Below are 18444 nucleotides of genomic sequence, written 5' to 3'. Positions count from 1 at the left end.
GGTGTGGCATCTGTCCTCCGAGGAGGAGGAGGGCTGGGAACGGCTGCTCCCTCGGCTCGGAGCGGTCAGCCAGGTGTGCTTCGTCGCGGGACCTGCGTCTTCGTCGACCGCGCCTGTTGTCTCCTTGCTTCGGTTCGTGCGGGCATTGACCCGGGCGGAGGCGGGGCCTGTCGAGCTGAGAATCGTTTCGACCTGTGCCTGCTCCATCCTGGCGGGCGACAGGGTGATTCCTGGCGGCGCCGCGCTCGCGGGCTTCGGCAAGGCCGTCGCACGCGAGACACCTCGAATCCGTGTCGCCACCGTGGATGTGGCGCGCGAGGACGTGGGGCCCGGTGCTCCGACGGCGGCCCGTGAAGCCGTGGCCCGCGCCATCCTCTCCGAGCCCACGAGCGCCCGTCCCCGCGATGTGGCGCTCCGGCGCCATCTCCGGTTCGAGCGCGTCCTTGCCCCGCTGGAGTTGGCTCCTCCCGACCTGTCTCCCTTCCGGCGTGGAGGGGTCTATCTCATCGTCGGCGGGGCGGGCGGCATCGGCCTTGCTGTCGCGAGACATCTGGCTCGCACCTCGGCGGCCCGGGTGGTGTTGGTGGGTCGCAGGCCCCTCGATGCGGGGCTTCGTGGCACCCTCGACGCGCTTGCTCGCGAGGGCGGAGAGGCCCTCTACGTCGAAGCGGATTGCGCGGACAGGGCCCGCATGCGCTCCGTGGTCGACGACATCAAGCGCCGCTTCGGTGCGCTGCACGGCGTCTTCCACTCCGCGCTCGTGTTGAAGGACCGGGCCCTGCGAGACCTGGAGACGCGGGACCTGCTCGCCGTGCTCGCGCCGAAGGTCGACGGGGCCGAGGCGGTCTTCGAGGCCGTGCGCGATGAGCCGCTCGACTTCGCCGTCGTCTTCTCGTCGATGCAGTCCTTCCTCGGGAACGCGGGTCAGGCGAACTACGCGGCCGCCTGCGCACTCCAGGACGCGATGGCGCACCGGTTCAGGGAGCACCTGCCGCTGCGAATCATCCACTGGGGATACTGGGGCTCCGTCGGAGCCGTCGCCACGCCCGAAGCCAAGCGGCGGATGGCACAGCTCGGCTTGGGTTCCATCGAAGTGCCAGAGGGACTCGCGGCGCTGGAGTCGATTCTCGCCTCGGGCGAGCCGCAGGTGGCCTGCCTCGTCGCGACGCCCGATCTGCTCCGAGAACTGTCCCCGAACCCGATGCCCGGGAGTCAGCCCGTCTCGGGGCTCTCGCCCGTCGACTTCGAGCGCACCGTGGCCTCCATCCGCCGTCCGGTGTTCGCGTCCCTCGATGCGTTCCGCCAGGGACAGGATGCGCTGGAGGAAGAGGGGGCTCGTGCGCTCGCGGCCATCCTTCGACAGTTGGGCATCCTGAGCGCGCCGGGGGAGCTCCACGAGAAAGCGAGCCTCGCCGAGCGGGCAGGAGTCATCGCGCCCCATCGGCGGCTCCTCGATGCCCTCATCGCGCCCGCGGTGCGGCTCGGGTGGCTCCAGGATGAAGGCTCCCGCCTCTCCGTGATTGCTCCCGCCTTGGAGGAAGCACCGGAGGCTTCTTCCCGGAGGCGTCAGGAGCTCGCCCGGCGGCATCCGCTCCTGTCCTCGCATCTGACGCTTCTCGACACCGCCGCCACCGCGTTCGTCTCGGTGCTCCGTGGGACGCAGCGCGCGACGGATGTCCTGTTCCCAGGGGGCTCGTCGGCCCTGGTGGCGCCCATCTACTCGGACAATCCGCAGGCGCAGGCGCTGCGGAAGCAGGTGGCCGCGGCGGTCGAGGCGGCTCTCCGCGCCTCCCCCGACACCGAGTCCTTCCGCGTGCTGGAGATTGGCGCGGGGACGGGAGGGACCTCGGCGGCGGTGCTCGCCGCGCTGCGCGACTCCGGACGCGCCGTCGAGTTCGTCTACACCGATGTCTCGCCCGCGTTCCTGCTGAACGGTCAGGAGCGATTCGCGAAGGACTTCCCCTTCCTGCGCTTCAAGCCGCTGGACGTGGAGCGGCACCCGGGGGCGCAGGGCTTCGAGCGAGGCGGGTTCGACCTCGTGCTCGCCGCGAACGTCCTCCACGCCACTCGCTCCTGCACGGAGTCGCTGCGACACGCGAAGTGGCTCCTCAAGCGTGGCGGATGGCTCCTCCTGCAAGAGCTGACGCGGGTCCAGCACTTCACGACGCTGACGTTCGGCCTGCTGGATGGCTGGTGGCGATTCGAGGACGCGCACCTGCGCCTTTCCGACTCACCGCTGCTCGATGCCACGGGCTGGCGGTTCTTGCTCGACAGGGAAGGCTTCAGCTCGTCCGCGGTGATGGGGGACGACGACGCGGAGGTCTCCTCGCTCCCCGAGCGATTGCTGCTGGCACGCAGCAACGGACTGGTTCGCGAGGAGCCGTCTCCCTCCCTCCAGGTCCCACCCGCGCCGCCCGCGCGGCCCGCTCCACCTCCCGAGGCACCGGTGTCCTCCCTCGAGCCCCGCGCGCGACAGTGGCTTCGCTCCCTCCTCCGTGAAGAGCTCCGCCTGAACGACGGCGAGCTCTCCGATGACGACCGCTTCGCCGAGCTGGGATTGGATTCAATCCTCCTCCAGCGCTTCAACCATCGGCTGAGTGAGGGACTCGGGCCCATCCCGAGGACCCTGCCGCTCGAGAACGACTCCGTCGCGCGCCTGTCCGCCGCCCTGATGGCGTCACATCGGGACGCCCTGGAGAAGCACCTCGGCACGCCTCCGCGAGAAGTGGCGCGTGCCCCCAAGGAGACGCCCGAAGGCATCGCCGTCATCGGCATGGCGGGCTTGTTCCCTGGCGCCAAGGACGTGGACTCGCTGTGGCGGAACCTCCGGGCGGGGGTTCGTTCCATCCGAGAGGTTCCCCCCGAGCGCTGGGATTGGCGTGCGTTCCAGGAGAAGTGGTCCCTCCCGCGGTGGGGCGCGTTCCTCGACGATGTCGACCAGTTCGACCCGCTCTTCTTCGGCATGACCCCGCGAGCCGCGCGTGCGCTCACTCCGGAAGAGCGGCTGCTGCTCGAGACGAGCTGGGCCGCGCTGGAAGACGCTGGCTACACGAGTGAGTCCCTGCGCGAGGAGCGCGTCGGTGTCTTCATCGGCGCCAGACCGTCCAGCTATACCCAGCGAAGCGGTGGCGGGGACACCGCGGTGGACGCCAGCGCCAACGGGCTGCCGTGCCGGGTGTCCAATTTCTTCGGCTTCACCGGGCCGAGCCTCGTGGTGGACGCGGCGTGCTCCTCCTCGATGGCGGCGCTCCACCTCGCCCGAGAAGCCCTGCGGCGAGGCGAGTGCACGCTGGCCCTGGTCGGCGGCGTCAACCTCTACCTGCATCCCTCCCAGTACATGCGGCTGTCGGAGCTGCGGGTCGTCTCCACGCGCCCGGACAGCGCGCTGTTCGATGGTCAAGGCGACGGCTTCACGCCGGGCGAGGCCGTGGCGGTGGTGCTGCTGAAGCCCGCGGCGCGGGCCGTGGCGGACGGCGACAACCTCCATGGATTCATCCGCGCCACGTCGCTCTCCCACAAGGGCAGCGCCTCCGACTACTTCCTCCCCTCGCCGGTGACACAGGCCTCCCATCTGGCCGGTGTGCTGCGAGAGGCTGGAGTCACCGGAGAGACCCTCGGTGTCTACGGCGCCCAGGCCCAGGGGGCCTCGCTGTCGGACATCACGGAGTGGCGGGCGGCGACCCGCGCGCTGCTCGAGACCGCGGGTGAGGCGCGGGGCTTCTGTGCCTACAGCTCCGTCAAACCCTACGTCGGCCACCCGGAGACCGCGTCCGGTGTCTTGCAGCTCATCAGCGCGCTGCTCCAGTTGCGACACGGCGAGCTGTTGCCGCTGCATGTGGCGAGCAAGCTCGCGCCCGAAGTGGATGTGACGGCGTCACCGTTCTTCTTCCCGACTCACGCGATGGAGTGGCCACGTCGCCAGGAGACGGGTGTGCCCATGCCTCGGCGCGCATGCATCACCGCATGCGGCGCGGGAGGCGTGGAGTCCTTCGCGGTCCTCGAGGAGTCCATGGAGGCATCGAGCTCCGGCATCTCGGCAGGTCCCCAGGTGATGGTCTTGTCCGCACGCTCGCAAGCGCGGCTGCGGGAGGTGGCCTCCCGGCTCGCTGGCGCCGTGCGCGGCGGGGAAGGGCGCCTGTCGCTGGCGGACATCGCGTTCACGTTGCAGACCGGGCGTGAGGCCTTCTCCGAGCGATGGGCGGTGGTCGTCTCCTCCCTGCCCGAGTTCGCCAAGGCCCTGGACGCGTTCGTCGAGGGACAGCCCGTGGGGGCGCGAGGTTCGGCTCCGCGACATGCCGTGGAGGGCCAGGGAGCGGCCCAGGCCCTCGCGGCGGGAGACCTCGAGGCCCTCGCGGGGCTCTGGGTCTCCGGACAGCGCGTCGACTGGCGCCTGCTCCACCAAGGCCCCGTGCGCCGCGTCTCGCTCCCGACCTATCCCTTCGAGCAGCGGAGTTGCTCGCTCGACCCCGTCTCCCTGGCTCCGGTCGCGCAGGGTGAGCGCACCGCCCCGTCGGGACCGGTGGAGGAGAGCGCCCGGCGAATCGGCTCCTACTACGACGCGCTCTTCTCGGACGCCACTCCCGGGGAGGGGGACGAGCCCCACCTCACCTTCGCGCCGCTGCTCCAGCCGCCCCTGGGGTTCTCCTGGCTGCTGGCGTATCACGAGCCGGAGCGCCACCCGGCCTTCCGTCAGGCGCTGCGGATGGGGCAGCAGCAGGCCAAGCGGCTCTTGCTGGACGGGGTCGACCTCACGCGGGTGCGCCGGGTCCTGGACATCGGCTGTGGCCTCGGGGTGGACCTCATCGGCTTGATGCGCGAGCTGCCCCAGGCCGCCGCGCACGGCTACAACATCTCGCCCGGACAGGCGCGGAGCGCGGCCCAGCGAGTGGCGCGAGCAGGGCTCGGTTCACGAATCGAGATCTTCAACCGCGACAGCGCGCGCGACCCGTTCCCCTCCACCTACGACCTGGTGGTGGGCTTCGAGGTCTTCCCTCACATCCAGCGCAAGCAGGAGGCCCTGGACAACATCGTCGCGAGTCTGGCCCCAGGGGGACGCGTCCTCCTGATCGACTCCGTGGCCTCCACGGTGCCCGTCGAGTTGCCCGAGCTCGCGATGTTCAGCAGCTCGCTCACGGAGTACGCGGGGATGCTGACGAAGGCGAAGCTGAAGCTCCGCCGCTGCATCGACTCGAGCCGCGAGGTGATCCACTTCCTCGACGACCCGAACTTCGAGCAGAATCTCGCTCGCCTCACGCGGGAGAAGCCCGAGGCCGCGGCCTTCGAGACGTTGCATCGGAGCTGGGTCCACTTCGGCAAGGCCCTGCGGCGGAGGCTCTTCTTCTACATGTTGCTCGAGCTCGAGCGCGCCGACTCCCTCACGGAAGAGGCCCTGTTCGCCGCGAACCTCGAGGCGCTGCAACAGCCCACGCCCCATGTGGACGCCGTGGCTGCCTCCGGCACTCGCAAGGGACCTCCCGCCCCGTCGACGGACGAGGGGGCCGCCCTGCGCGACACGCTCCTGGCGCTGGCCGCGGAGGTGATGGAGCTGGGGGTTCCTGAGCTGGACCCGGATGCACGCTTCGTCGACCTGGGCGTCGGGTCGCTGGAGGGCCTGGCGCTGGTCGATGCCATCAACCGCCGGATGGGCATCACGCTGAAGATCCAAGCCCTCTATGACCATTCGAGCGTGAGGGAGCTGGCGCGGCATGTCGCGGAGGCCTTCCCGAAGGCCGCGCCGAGGGTGCACCCCACTCCCGAGCCCTTGCCGCCCGCGGAGTCCCGCTCGGACGACTCGCGCATCGCGGTGATTGGCTTCGCGGGCCGCTTCCCCGGTGCTCGCGACGCGGAGGAGCTCTGGGATCTGCTCGACGCGGGCAGGAGCGGGATAGGAGAGGTGCCCGTCGAGCGCTGGGACTCCGAGCACTACTTCGACGCGCGGGTGGGGACCCCCAACCGGACGAACAGCCGCTGGGGAGGGTTCCTCTCCGACGTGGACTGCTTCGACCCGGCGTTCTTCGGCCTCTCGCCCGCGGAAGCGGAGGTGATGGACCCGCAGCAGCGGTTGTTCCTGGAGGAGTCCTGGAAGGCGCTGGAGGACGCGGGGCAATCGCCCTCCATGCTCGCGGCCAGCCGGTGTGGCGTCGTCGCGGGTGTCATCAGCAATGAGTACGGCGCGCTGCTGCCGCGCAGGGAGCATCCCGAGCGCGCGGGGCAGATGATGCTGGGCAACGCGACGTCCATCCTCGCGGCGCGCATCGCCTACCACCTCAACCTTCGAGGGCCGGCGCTGGCCGTCGACACCGCCTGCTCCTCGTCACTGGTCGCAACCCACATGGCGTGCGGGATGCTCCAGCGAGGCGAGGCCGACCTGATGCTGGCGGGGGGCGTGACGCTCTACCTGTCCCCGCAGACGTACGTCGAGATGAGCCACGCGGGCATGCTCTCTCCGACGGGGCACTGCCGCTCCTTCGATGACGGGGCGGATGGCATCGTCGTGGGCGAGGCCGCGGCGGTGGTGGTCCTCAAGCGGCTGGAGGATGCGCTCCGCGATGGCGACCGGATTCACGGCGTCATCCGAGGCTCGGGCATCAATCAGGACGGGCGGACCAACGGCATCACCGCGCCGTCGGGGCGTGCGCAGACCGCGCTGGAGCTGGAGGTCTGGCGTCGTGCCGGCATCGACCCGAGGACGCTCGACTACGTCGAAGCCCACGGGACCGGGACTCCGCTGGGTGACCCCATCGAGGTCGAGGCGCTCGCGACGGCGCTGCGCCAGCATTCGCAGGACCGGCACTTCTGCTTGCTCGGGGCGGTGAAGAGCAACCTGGGCCACACGTCGGCGGCGTCCGGTCTGGCGGGGCTCATCAAGATCCTCCTGTCGCTTCAGCACGAGCGCATCCCCGCGACCCTCCAGGTGGCGCAGCCGACGCGCCATCACGACTGGGCGTCGAGCCCGCTGGAGCTCGCGAGGACCGCTCGGCCCTGGCCTCGGGAGGGCGCGCATCCTCGCCGCGCGGCCCTGAGCGCGTTCGGCTTCAGCGGCACGAACTGCCACATGGTCATCGAGGAGGCGCCACGCCCGCACTCTCGCCCCGCGCCGCGGAGGGCGCACTGGGTCCTCCCGCTGTCGGCCCGGTCCGGGGAGCGGCTTCGCGCGATGGTGGAGAACCTGGCGGTCTGGCTGGAGCGCCGCCGAGGTGTCTCGGATGCGTCGGGTCTCCTGGAGCGGCTCGCCGCGACGTTGCAGCTTCGGCGCGCGGTGATGACGGAGCGGCTCGCGGTGATGGCCTCGAGCCTGGATGACGCCCGGAGGAAGCTCGCCGCCTTCGCTCGGGGAGAGCTCCCGGAGCAGGTGTACCGGGGCACGGCGGGGACTCCGGTCGCGCAGGTCGAGGCGGGACCCCGAGGCGACAGGGAGGGCGCGCGGTGGGCGCAGCGCTGGGTGACAGGGGCCGAGGTCGACTGGTCCTCCCTCTACGCTCAGGGTGCTCCGCCTCCCGTGAGCACGCCGTCCTATCCCTTTGCTCGCGAGCGGTACTGGCTGCTCGACACGGTGGCCTCTCCGCCGGGCTCACCCGCTCCCGGCGCGGACACCCGGGACGAGGGGCCGAAGCCGGGCTCCGTGAGTCCCTTGCTCGCGGTGGGAGAGCTGCGGACGCGGACCGAGCACTTCCTGCGTGCGTTCGTCGCGCGGACCCTGAAGCTCGCCCCCGAGCGCATCGCGCTGGACCAACCCCTGGATGGGTATGGGGTCGACTCGCTGATGGTGAATCAGCTCGTGCGCGACCTCGAGCGACAGGTGGGCCCGTTGTCGAAGACGGTGCTGTACGAGCACTCGCGGCTGACCCAGCTGGCGGAGTACCTGGTCACCGAGCGTCGAGAGGTGCTCAACCAGCTCCTGACCCCGGAGACCGCCGCGCCTGCCGTGGTGACGCCGGAGCTGGTGACGCTCATCTCGCACGAGCCTCTCGCGCGAGAGGGGGCCTGGAGCGACCGCATCGCCATCATCGGCGTCAGTGGCCGCTACCCTGGCGCGGAGGACCTGGACCAGCTCTGGGACAACCTCAAGGGCGGAGTCGACTCCATCACGGAGATTCCCCCGGAGCGGTGGGACCCTCGTCGCTACGACAGGGCCTATTCGAAGTGGGGCGGTTTCATCTCCGACCCGGCGGCGTTTGATCCCCTCTTCTTCCAGATCTCCCCTCGGGAGGCCGCGCTCATCGACCCGCAGGAGCGACTCTTCCTCCAGGAGGCGTGGCACTGCGTCGAGGACGCGGGCTATCCGAGAAAGGCGCTCGCCGGCACCCGTCTGGGGGTCTTCGTCGGAGTGCTCTACGCGGACTACCAGTTGTTCGGGGTGGAGGAGGCCGCTGCGGGCCGTGCGCCGCTGATCTCGCCGCTCTCGTCCATCGCCAACCGCGTCTCGCACTTCTTCGACATCCGAGGCCCCAGCTTCGTCGTCGACACGATGTGCTCGTCGTCGCTCACCGCGCTGCACCTGGCCTGCCAGTCCCTGCTGTCGGGGGAGAGCGAGATGGCCCTGGTGGGCGGCGTGAATCTGTCCCTGCATCCGAACAAGTACCTCCAGATCTGCAGCCGGGGCTTCGCGTCCACGGATGGGCGCTGCCGCAGCTTCGGCGCGGGGGGCGATGGCTACGTGCCTGGAGAGGGCGTGGGCGCGCTGTTGCTCAAGCCGCTCTCACGGGCGCTCGCGGATGGCGACGTCATCCACGGCACGATTCTGGGGAGCGCCATCAACCATGGCGGGAAGACGCAGGGCTACACGGTTCCCAACCCGCGCGCTCAAGGTGACGTGATTCAAGATGCGCTGCGGGTCGCGGGGATACCCGCGCGGACCATCAGCTACCTCGAAGCGCATGGCACGGGGACGTCGCTCGGAGACCCCATCGAGCTCATCGGGCTGCGGCGTGCCTTCCGGAACGAGACGGCCGACTCGGGCTTCTGTGCCACGGGTTCCATCAAGTCCAACATCGGCCACCTCGAGGCCGCCGCCGGAGTCGCGGGCCTGACGAAGGTCCTCCTCCAGTTCCGCCATGGCTGGCTCGTGCCGTCGTTGCACTCGGAGACCCTCAACCCGAACCTGGAGCTCGCGGACTCTCCCGTCCGGGTCCAGCGGACGAGTGAGTCGTGGCGAAGAGGGGAGACGCCTCGGCGCGCCGCTGTCAGTTCGTTCGGCGCGGGGGGCTCCAATGCCCATGTCATCCTCGAGGAGGCACCGGAAGCGCCGTCCCTCACTCCAGCGCAGCCCGAGGCGGGGCTCCTGCTGGTCCTCTCCGCGCGCAATCGCGAGCGGCTGGCGGCGACGGCCTCCTCGCTGCACACGGGCTTGCGGCGCCTCTCGTCGGTGGCGCTTCGGGATGTCGCCTACACGTTGCAGGTGGGCCGGGAGGCGATGGATGTGCGCATCGCGACCGTCGTCCACTCGCTGGACGAGGCGCTGGAGGTGCTGGCTCGCGTGGGGCGGGGAGAGACCGCTGGCGTGCTCTGGGCGGAGCTCACTCCTGGGGCGACAGGCCCGAGCCTCGACGAGGAGGTCCTCCACTCGCGCGACCTGTCGGCCATCGGGGAGGGCTTCATCGCGGGAGCGGAGGTTCCCTGGGAGCGCCTGTACGCGTCGCCACGGCCTCGGCGCATCTCGCTCCCGGGCTATGCGTTCGCGCGGACCCGCTACTGGGCTCCCGTGGAGGCTCTTGCCCGTCCGGAGGCCGGCGCGGAGTCCACGCTGCTGAAGGCGACGGAGTGGAAGGTCCGGGACCACCGGGTGAATGGCAGGCCGGTGCTGCCCGGGGTCGCGTACCTGGACCTGGTGGCGCGTGCCTATCAGCGCCAGAAGGGGGAGGGGGGCGCGGTCCGGCTCTCGGACGTGACGTGGTTGCGGCCCGCGTTCGTCGACTCGGAGCTGGAGCTTCAGGTGGTGCTGACACCTCGTGAGGAGCGGACCCTCTTCGAGGTGCGCCGCGGAACCGTCGTTCATGCACGCGGTGAGGTGGGGGCGCTCCAGGTCCGGGCCGAGCGCAGGTCGGTTCCAGAGGTGCAGGCTCGCTGCACCCGCGAGCTCGATACGGAGGCGCTCCGGGAGCGGTTCTCGCGCAACGGTGTGGCCTATGGCGCGGCCTATCAGGGGCTTCGCGAGCTCCGGGTGGGCGAGGACGTGGCGCTCGGGCGGGTGGTCCTGCCGAGCGAGGCGATGGAGGGGAGCGAGCGGTTCGTGTTGCATCCCGCGCTCCTCGACGCCGCGCTCCATACTGTCGGGGCGCTCGCGGAGCAGGCCGATGCGGCACCGCGCCTGCCCTTCAGCGTCGATGCCGTGGAGGTCCTGCGTCCGCTGCCCGAGCGCGTCTTCGCCATCGCGAGGAATGAGGGGGGCGAGCGGTATGAGGTCACCCTCGTCGATGATGCGGGTGAAGTGCTCGTCGTCTTGCGCGAGCTGAACCTGCGCCCGCTCCAGCCGCGCGAGCTGGACTTCTTCTTCCAGCCGCGATGGGTTGCCCAAGAGGAGGAACGCGCGCGGCCCGCCTCGGTGACGGGGCAGCGCGTGGTCGTGCTCTCGGGGCCTCGGGCGGGTGGGCTCGACTCCGTGCTGCGGACGGCCCACTCGGGAGACCGCCTCTCGCACTTCGCGCTGGGAGACGTGCTGCCGGACGCGGCGCTCGCGAGCATCGGACAAGCGGACGTCATCTACTTCCTCGGCATCGATGTGGGGGGCTCGGGGTTGCTCGACCTGGCCGCGCTCGACGCGGCTCAGCGCGCGGGGGCGTTCGCGCTGCTCCAAGTGGGGCGTGTGCTGCTCGCGGGGCCGTCACGCGCGACACTCAAGGTGGTGACGTGCGACACGGTGGCCATCGATGGAGCGGAGACGCTCCGGCCCTTCGGTGCGTCCCTTCATGGGCTCACGCACTCGCTCGCGCGGGAGCTCCGTGCCTGCACTGTGCGGTGCTACGACGTGGCCTCGGGCGAGCTCGCCACGCCGGGGCTGGTGGAGGGCCTTCGCGACTGGCTGCGCGCTGACGTCGAGTCGCGCCCGGGAGATGTCATCGCGCTGCGCCGGCGCAGGCGGTTCACGCGAAAGCTGATGCCGCTCCGGTTGGAGGCCTCCGTCCCCTCGCCCTTCCGCGAGGGGGGTGTCTACCTCATCCTGGGGGGAGGCGGAGGCATCGGGCTCGAGCTGGGGCGGTATCTCGCGCGGGAGTCTCACGCGCGGGTCGTCCTGGTGGGGCGCGGTGAGCCAGGGCCCGAGCAGCAGCGGGCGCTCGCGCAGATGGAGGCGCTGGGGGGACAGGCGCTGTACCTGCGCGCCGATGGCCGGGACCCGGTGCGCATGAAGGCCGTGGTGCGCGAGGTCCGGGAGCGGTTCGGGGGCCTTCACGGCGTCTTCCATTCCGCCCTCGTGCTGAGAGATTGCTCGCTGGAGTCCATGAGCGAGGAGGACTTCCGGCTCGCGCTGGAGGCGAAGACGGCGACCAGCGTCGCGCTCGTGCAAGCGGTGGAGCAGGAGCCGCTCGACTTCCTGGCCTTCTTCTCCTCGGCGCTCTCGTTCAGTGGCAATGCGGGGCAGACGAACTACGCCGCCGGCTGCACCTTCGAGGACGCGTTCGCCGCCGCTGTCGCGGAGCGGGTTCCCTTCCCGGTGAAGGTCCTCAACTGGGGCTTCTGGGGCACGGTCGGCGTCGTCGCGAAGGAGGCCTACGTCAAGCGACTGTCGGCCGTCGGGCTGCGTTCGATGGGACCCGTGGAGGGCTTCGAGGCGCTTCGCCGGGTCCTGGCTTCGCCGCTCTCCCAGGTGGTGGCCATCGATGCGAGCCCCCGGTTCCTGGAGCAGCTCGGAGTCGAGCCCGACGCGCGAGTCTCCGTCGCCACGTCGGCGGGCCGGGATGATGCGACGCCTCCTCGAGTGGGGCCTCGCGTCGACAAGGACGTGCAGGAGGGGCTGGAGGAGATCGAGGCCATGGCGGCGCGGAGGCTCTCCGCGCTGCTGCGCGCGGAGGGGACACCTCGGGAAGGTGAGGCGCTCACCGTGGAGCAGTGGGCCCAACGTCTCCGCGTGGTGCCGTCCTATCGGCGCCTGTTCTCCGCGGTGGTCGGCGCCTTGCTCCGACGAGGCCACCTCGTCGCCCGGGAGGGTGCGACGTTCTCATGGGGCTCCGAGTCGCGAAGCTCGCCGGGGCTCGATGTGAAGCAGGGCCTCTCCGCGCGCTACCCAGCGGTGGCCGCGCAGTGGGAGCTGGCCTGGGCGTGCCTCGACTCCTTCGTGGCCGTCGTCCGAGGCGAGAAGCTGGGGACGGAGGTGCTCTTCCCGAACGGCCGGATGGACCTGGTCGAGCCCGTCTACAAGAACGCGACGCTCGACCACTTCCATCGTGCGACCGCCACGGCCGTCCTGGCTCGCGTCAACGCACTCGCCCCTCAGCGCTCCGCGGACCAGCGGATTCGCATCCTCGAGGTCGGAGCAGGCACCGGGTCCTCCACCGCGTTCGTGCTCCCGGCGCTGGAGTCCGTGGCTTCACGGGTCGAGTACCACTACACCGACGTCTCCGACGCCTTCGTCCAACTCGGCAGACGCACGTTCTCCGCGCGTCATCCCTTCGTTCGGTTCGGTGCGCTCGACATCGAGAAGGACCCAGGCGCGCAGGGCTTCGAGGCGGGCTCCTTCGACATCATCCTGGGGACGAACGTCTTCCACTCGACCCGCAGCGTGAAGCGGTCGCTGGCGGGGGCTCACGACCTCTTGCGGCGAGGGGGGTGGCTCATCCTCAGTGAGGGCACACGCAACCAGGACTTCCTGACGCTCACCTTCGGCCTGCTCAAGGGCTGGTGGTCGTACGAAGAAGAGGAGGAGCGCCTCGAAGGAGGCCCGCTGCTGAGCGTGCCGATGTGGCGGGCGCTGTTGTTCGAGACCGGCTTCCGGCGTGGCTTCAGCCTCTGCTCCCCGGAGCGTGACGACCTGGCGGCCTTCCCGCAGGACGTGGTGGTTGGAGAGAGCGACGGCGAGCTCGTGCGCTGGGCGCCGCGTGCGGTGCTTCAGCCCTCGCCGGGCGAGGCCGTCGCGGCGAAGCCCGTGGCGCTGAGCGGCGGTGACCTGGAGCGGCAGGTGACGGCGGTGATGGTCTCCTGCGTCCGAAGCGCGCTGAACATCTCCGACGAGGAGGTGGACCCGCGCAGGCCCTTCGCCGACTACGGCGTCGACTCGATTACCGGCGTGGAGGTCGTGGCGCGGCTCAGCGATGCATTGGGCCTGCGCATCAAGCCGACGACGCTGTTCGACCATCCCGATATCTCGGGTCTGGCCCGCGCGCTGTGCCAGGAGCACCGCGCGGCGCTGGAGGAGAAGCTCGGGGCCCCCGCGCCCGTCGCGCCTCCCGCGCCCGTCACTCCTCCGGTCGAAGCGCGACCTCTCGAGGACGTGGAAGGGGGCGTGCGGTCCGTCACGCTCACGGGGCCGGGGTTCGACCAGGTCCAGGTGCGTCGGCTGGCGAAGCGTGTCCTCGGGGCGGACGACGTGCGAGTCCAGGTGCACGCCTTCGGCCTCAACTTCGGCGACCTGCTGTGCATCCAGGGGCTCTACCCCACGATGCCGGACTACCCCTTCACCCCGGGGTTCGAGGTCTCCGGAACGGTGACGGAGGTGGGGACGAACGTGACGCGGTGCCGCGTGGGTGACGCGGTGATGGCGCTCACCGGGCGCCGGTACGGAGGACATGCCGCCGAGGTCTGCGTGCCCTCCGCGTTCGTCGTCCGCAAGCCCGCGAACGCGAGCTTCGAGGAGGCCGCCGCCTCGCCGGTGGCCTACACCACCATGCGAGAGGTGCTGGAGCTGGGCCGCGTGCGTCGGGGAGACCGCGTGCTCCTCCACACGGCCGCGGGAGGCGCGGGGCTCTTCGGCTTGCAGTTGGCCCTGCGCGCGGGGGCGGAGCTCTTCACCACCGCCGGGTCGCCGGAGAAGCTGGACCATCTGCGCGGCGCGGGCGCGCACCACGCCATCAACTACCGCGCCGAGGACTTCGCCGCGCGCGTGCGAGAGCTGAGCGGCGGTCGGGGCGTGGACGTGGTCATCAACACCCTCGGCGGGGAGGCCATCCAGAAGGGCATCGACGTGCTCGCGCCCGGGGGCCGCTACATCGAGCTGGCGATGGCGGGACTCAAGTCGCACGGCCGGCTGGACCTCTCGCGCTGGGTCTCCAATCAGTCCTTCGTCAGCGTGGACATGTCGCGCCTCGGAGACGAGCGAGCGGAGCGGCTCACCGAGGGGCTGGATGCCCTGGCGGAGGACCTGGCCTCGGGACGGGTGCGCCCGACGGTCGCTCGCGTCTTCGACTTCGCGGAGGTGGGCGACGCCTACGCCTATCTCCAGGAGCGGAAGAACATCGGCAAGGTGGTCGTGCGCGTGGAGCAGGTGAAAGCCATGGAGACGTCGCGTTCGCCCGGAGTCGGAACGGCCACGAGGTATGAGGGGCCCATCGCCGTCATCGGCATGTCGGGTGCGTTCCCGGGGGCCTCGGACCTGGACACGCTCTGGGACAACCTCGCGGCGGGCCGCAGCGCCATCACGGAGGTCCCACCGGAGCGCTGGGACTGGCGCCAACACTTCGACGCGCGGCGCGGCCAGCCCGACAAGACCTACAGCAAGTGGGGCGGGTTCCTGGACGGCATCGACCGGTTCGATGCGTCGTTCTTCCGCATGGCGCCCTCGGAGGCCGCGCTGACGGACCCTCAGCAGCGCTTGTTCCTCACCGAGTGCTGGAAGGCGCTGGAGAGCGCGGGCCACGCGGTGCGGCGCTCGTCCTCCTCGCGCTGCGGTGTCTTCGTGGGCTGCGACCCCGGGGACTACCGGACGGTGCTGCGCGACCACGGCGCGAACCTCCAGGCCCAGGCGTTCTGGGGCAACGCGGCCTCGGTGATTGCCTCGCGCATCTCGTACTTCCTCGACCTGCGCGGCCCGAGCCTCGCGGTGGACACGGCCTGCTCGTCGTCCCTGGTCGCGCTGCACCTGGCTTGCGAGAGCCTTCGCTCGGGCGAGTGCGACATGGCGCTCGCGGGAGGCGTCTACGTCGGTGTCACGCCCGCCTTCCACCTCATGGCCAGCAACGCGGAGATGCTGTCGCCGGATGGGAAGTGCAAGGCGTTCGATGACGGCGCGGATGGCTTCGTGCCGGGCGAGGGCGTGGGCGTCGTCGTGCTCAAGCCGCTCGAGCTGGCCGAGCGCGATGGAGACACCATCCACGCGGTGGTCCTGGGCTCGGGGGTGAACCAGGACGGCCGCACCTACGGAATCACCGCGCCGAGCATGCGGGCCCAGTCCGAGCTCGAGCGCTCGGTCTACCGCACGTGGGGGCTGAATCCCCGGTCGCTCCAGTACGTGGAGGCGCACGGGACGGGGACACGTCTGGGCGACCCCATCGAGCTCGATGCGCTGACGCAGTCCTTCGAGTCCTTCACCGAGGACCGCCAGTTCTGCGCCATCGGCTCCATCAAGGGGAACATCGGCCACGCGGCCACGGCGGCGGGCATCGCCGGGGTCCTCAAGGTGCTCAAGTCCCTGGAGCACCAGCAGCTTCCCCCGTCGCTCCACTTCTCGCGCCCCAATGGGCACATCCGCTTCGCGGAGAGCCCGTTCTTCGTCAACACGGAGCTGCGCCCCTGGCCGCGTCCCGAAGATGGGGGCCGCCGCCGCGCCGCGGTCAGCTCCTTCGGGTTCAGCGGAACCAACGCCCATGTCGTCGTGGAGGAGTACGTGCGGCGCGAGGAGCCCGGTCAGGTGGAGGGGCCCTGGTTGATGGTGCTCTCGGCTCGCAACGAGGAGCGGCTGGGGGAGGTGGCCCGGCGACTGCGCGCGTTCCTCGCGGCGAGGCCCAACGTCGTCCTTCGCGACGTCGCGTACACGTTGCAGAACGGACGCGAGGAGATGGAGGCGCGGCTGGCCTTCGTGGTTCGGAGCCGGGATGCGCTGCTGTCCGCGCTGGACCGCTTCGGGGCCGGTGACCGTCTGGGCCTGGCTCATGGCCGGCTCGAGCGGGGCGCCGCGCGCAATGACGCGGAGGTCCAGTCTCTCCTGTCGCATGGGCGGGACACGGATGCACTCGAGCGGTTGGCGACCCTCTGGTGCTCGGGAACGCAGGTCGACTGGCGAGGGCTCCCGCAGCAGCGCGGAGGCCACATGACGCCGCTGCCGACCTATCCACTCCAGGCGGAGCGTCACTGGGTTTCACCGATGAAGGGGGTGGCCGCCCCCCTCGTCTCCGCGCAAGAGGTGTTCGAGCCCGTCTGGACCCCCGCCGCCGAGGTGAAGTCCTCGGGACCGGGGCGCGGGGCCGTCGTGATGCTGGGGGGGAGCGAGGAGCTGCGGACCGCCTTGCTCGAACAGGCTCGCCGCGAGGGGGCGGAGGTCCAGGTCCCATGGCGTGTCGTCGTGGGCGAGCACTTCCGTTCGGATGTGCGGACTCGCACCGTCTGGCTCGAGCCCTCGCGAGCCGAGGACTTCTCCTCGCTGCTCGACGTGTTGGGTGAGCCTCCGGCCGCGGTGATGCACCTGTGGACGCGGGAGTTCGCCGGGGCGTCACCCGAGCGGCGGCTCGACCTGGGGGCTCGGTCGCTCATGGCGTGGGCGACCGCGCTCCAGCGCCGTCGTGACCGAGGGGGCGTGCGCACGTTGGTCGTCCATGACGGTGCTCCCGAGTCGGCGGCGTGTGCGGCGCTGGTCCGCACGATGAACCGGGAGAGCTCGCTGTGGAGCTGGCGCGCCGTGGGCTTCGATGAGCCCGTGGGCGCGGAGGCGCTGTGGCGTGAGCTCTGGGCGGAGGGAGCGCGCGAGGTGTGGCTCTCGCAATCGGGGCGATGGGCTCGGGCCCTGAGGGCCGTGCCGACGAAGCCCTCCTCACCCACGCGCTGCTCGGGTGAAGGGGCTGTCCTGCTGACGGGGGGCACTGGCGCGCTCGGGCGCGGCGTGGCGCGCCATCTGCTCTCGTGTGGGGCACGGAAGCTGATGCTCGTGGGTCGCTCGCCAATGAGCGCGCGGATTCAAGCGCAGCTCGAGGTGCTTCGTGGACTGGGCGCGGATGCCGCCTATCACGTCGCGGATGTGGCTCGCCGGGCGGAGGTCGATGGGCTGGTCGCGGAGGCGCGGCGTCGCTTCGGCGGTGTCTCGGGCGTCGTCCATCTGGCGGGCGTGGTGCGGGACTCGCTCGTTCGCAACAAGACGCGCGAGGAGCTGGACGCGGTGCTCGCCCCGAAGGTCTTGGGCTGCCTCCTCCTGGACGAGGCGACGGCGAGCGAGCCGCTCGAGCTCTTCGTGTCGTTCTCCTCGTTGACGTCCCTGGTCGGCAACGCGGGACAGGCGGACTACGCCTTCGCCAACCGGTTCCTGGACGAGTTCGCGCGAACTCGAGCACGTCAGGTGGCGCAAGGGACACGCAAAGGCCGGACGCAGTCGATGCTGTGGCCCTTCTGGCGCGAGGGCGGGATGCGGCCTTCCAGCGAGCTGGTGGACGCGGCGCGCTCGGGCGGAATCGAGCCCCTCTCCGAAGCGGAGGGGCTGGCGCTCTTCGACCAGATGCTCGCGCTTCCGGGCTGTGTGTATGCCGCGTTCAGTGGCGAGCACGCGCGAGTCTCGGCGGCGCTGACGGAGGCGGGATGGCCCGAGGCTCCCGAGGGAGCACGCGAGGTCCCCGGGCGGAAGGAACAGCCCCCGCGCCCGGCGCCGCCGAAGCCACGGGTGTCTCCAGTCCCGGTGCTTCAGGGGGTCCTCGAAGCGGTCGCGGCCGAGTTCGGCATGTCGGCTGCCTCGGTCGAGGCGACGGTGCCGTTCGATGAGCTGGGGGCCGACTCCATCATGCTGCGACGGCTGCGGCGGAGGCTGGAGGAGCGCTACGGCTCCCTCCCCGCGACACTCTTCCTGGATGCACGGTCCCCGCACGAGCTCGCGGAGATGCTCGGAGCGCGGGCCGTGGAGGTGAGCGAGGTCGCGGTGCCGCTGCCTCCCGTCGTCGCCGAGCCCACGAGTGCCTCGGAGCCCATCGCCATCATCGGTGTGGCGGGCCGGTATCCGGATGCGGACGACCTGGAGTCGCTCTGGGCCAATCTGCGCGAAGGCAAGAAGTCCATCCGCGAGGTTCCATCCTCTCGTTGGGACGTCACCCGCCAGGACGAGGTCTATTGCCGCGTCGGCGCCTTCCTGTCGGACGTGGACCGCTTCGACCCGTACTTCTTCGGCATCACGCCCGTCGAGGCTCGTTGGATGAACCCCGAGGAGCGCATCCTCCTGGAGGTCGTCTGGCGGCTGTTGGAGAACGCCGCCATCCCCAGGCGGAAGCTCGCGACGGAGCGGGTGGGGGTCTTCGTGGGCGTGACGTCGATGACCTATCCGCTGGTCACGGCCGATGCCCAGCAGGACGCGCCCGCGGACAGCACGTTCTTCAGCCTCGCGAACCGCAT

1 protein-coding gene (only partly in view) is annotated in these 18444 nt (G+C 70.7%); it reads left to right on the top strand.

This entire window lies inside a single protein-coding gene on the top strand: locus tag MYSTI_RS43930, encoding an amino acid adenylation domain-containing protein. The 42558-nt coding sequence extends 11048 nt beyond the window's left edge and 13066 nt beyond its right edge, so the window shows coding positions 11049-29492, spanning codon 3683 (partial) through codon 9831 (partial); the first complete codon in view begins at position 2. The start codon and the stop codon both lie outside this window.

The organism is Myxococcus stipitatus DSM 14675, from assembly GCF_000331735.1.
Lineage (GTDB): Bacteria > Myxococcota > Myxococcia > Myxococcales > Myxococcaceae > Myxococcus > Myxococcus stipitatus.
This window is presented reverse-complemented; position numbering and strand designations above follow the sequence as displayed.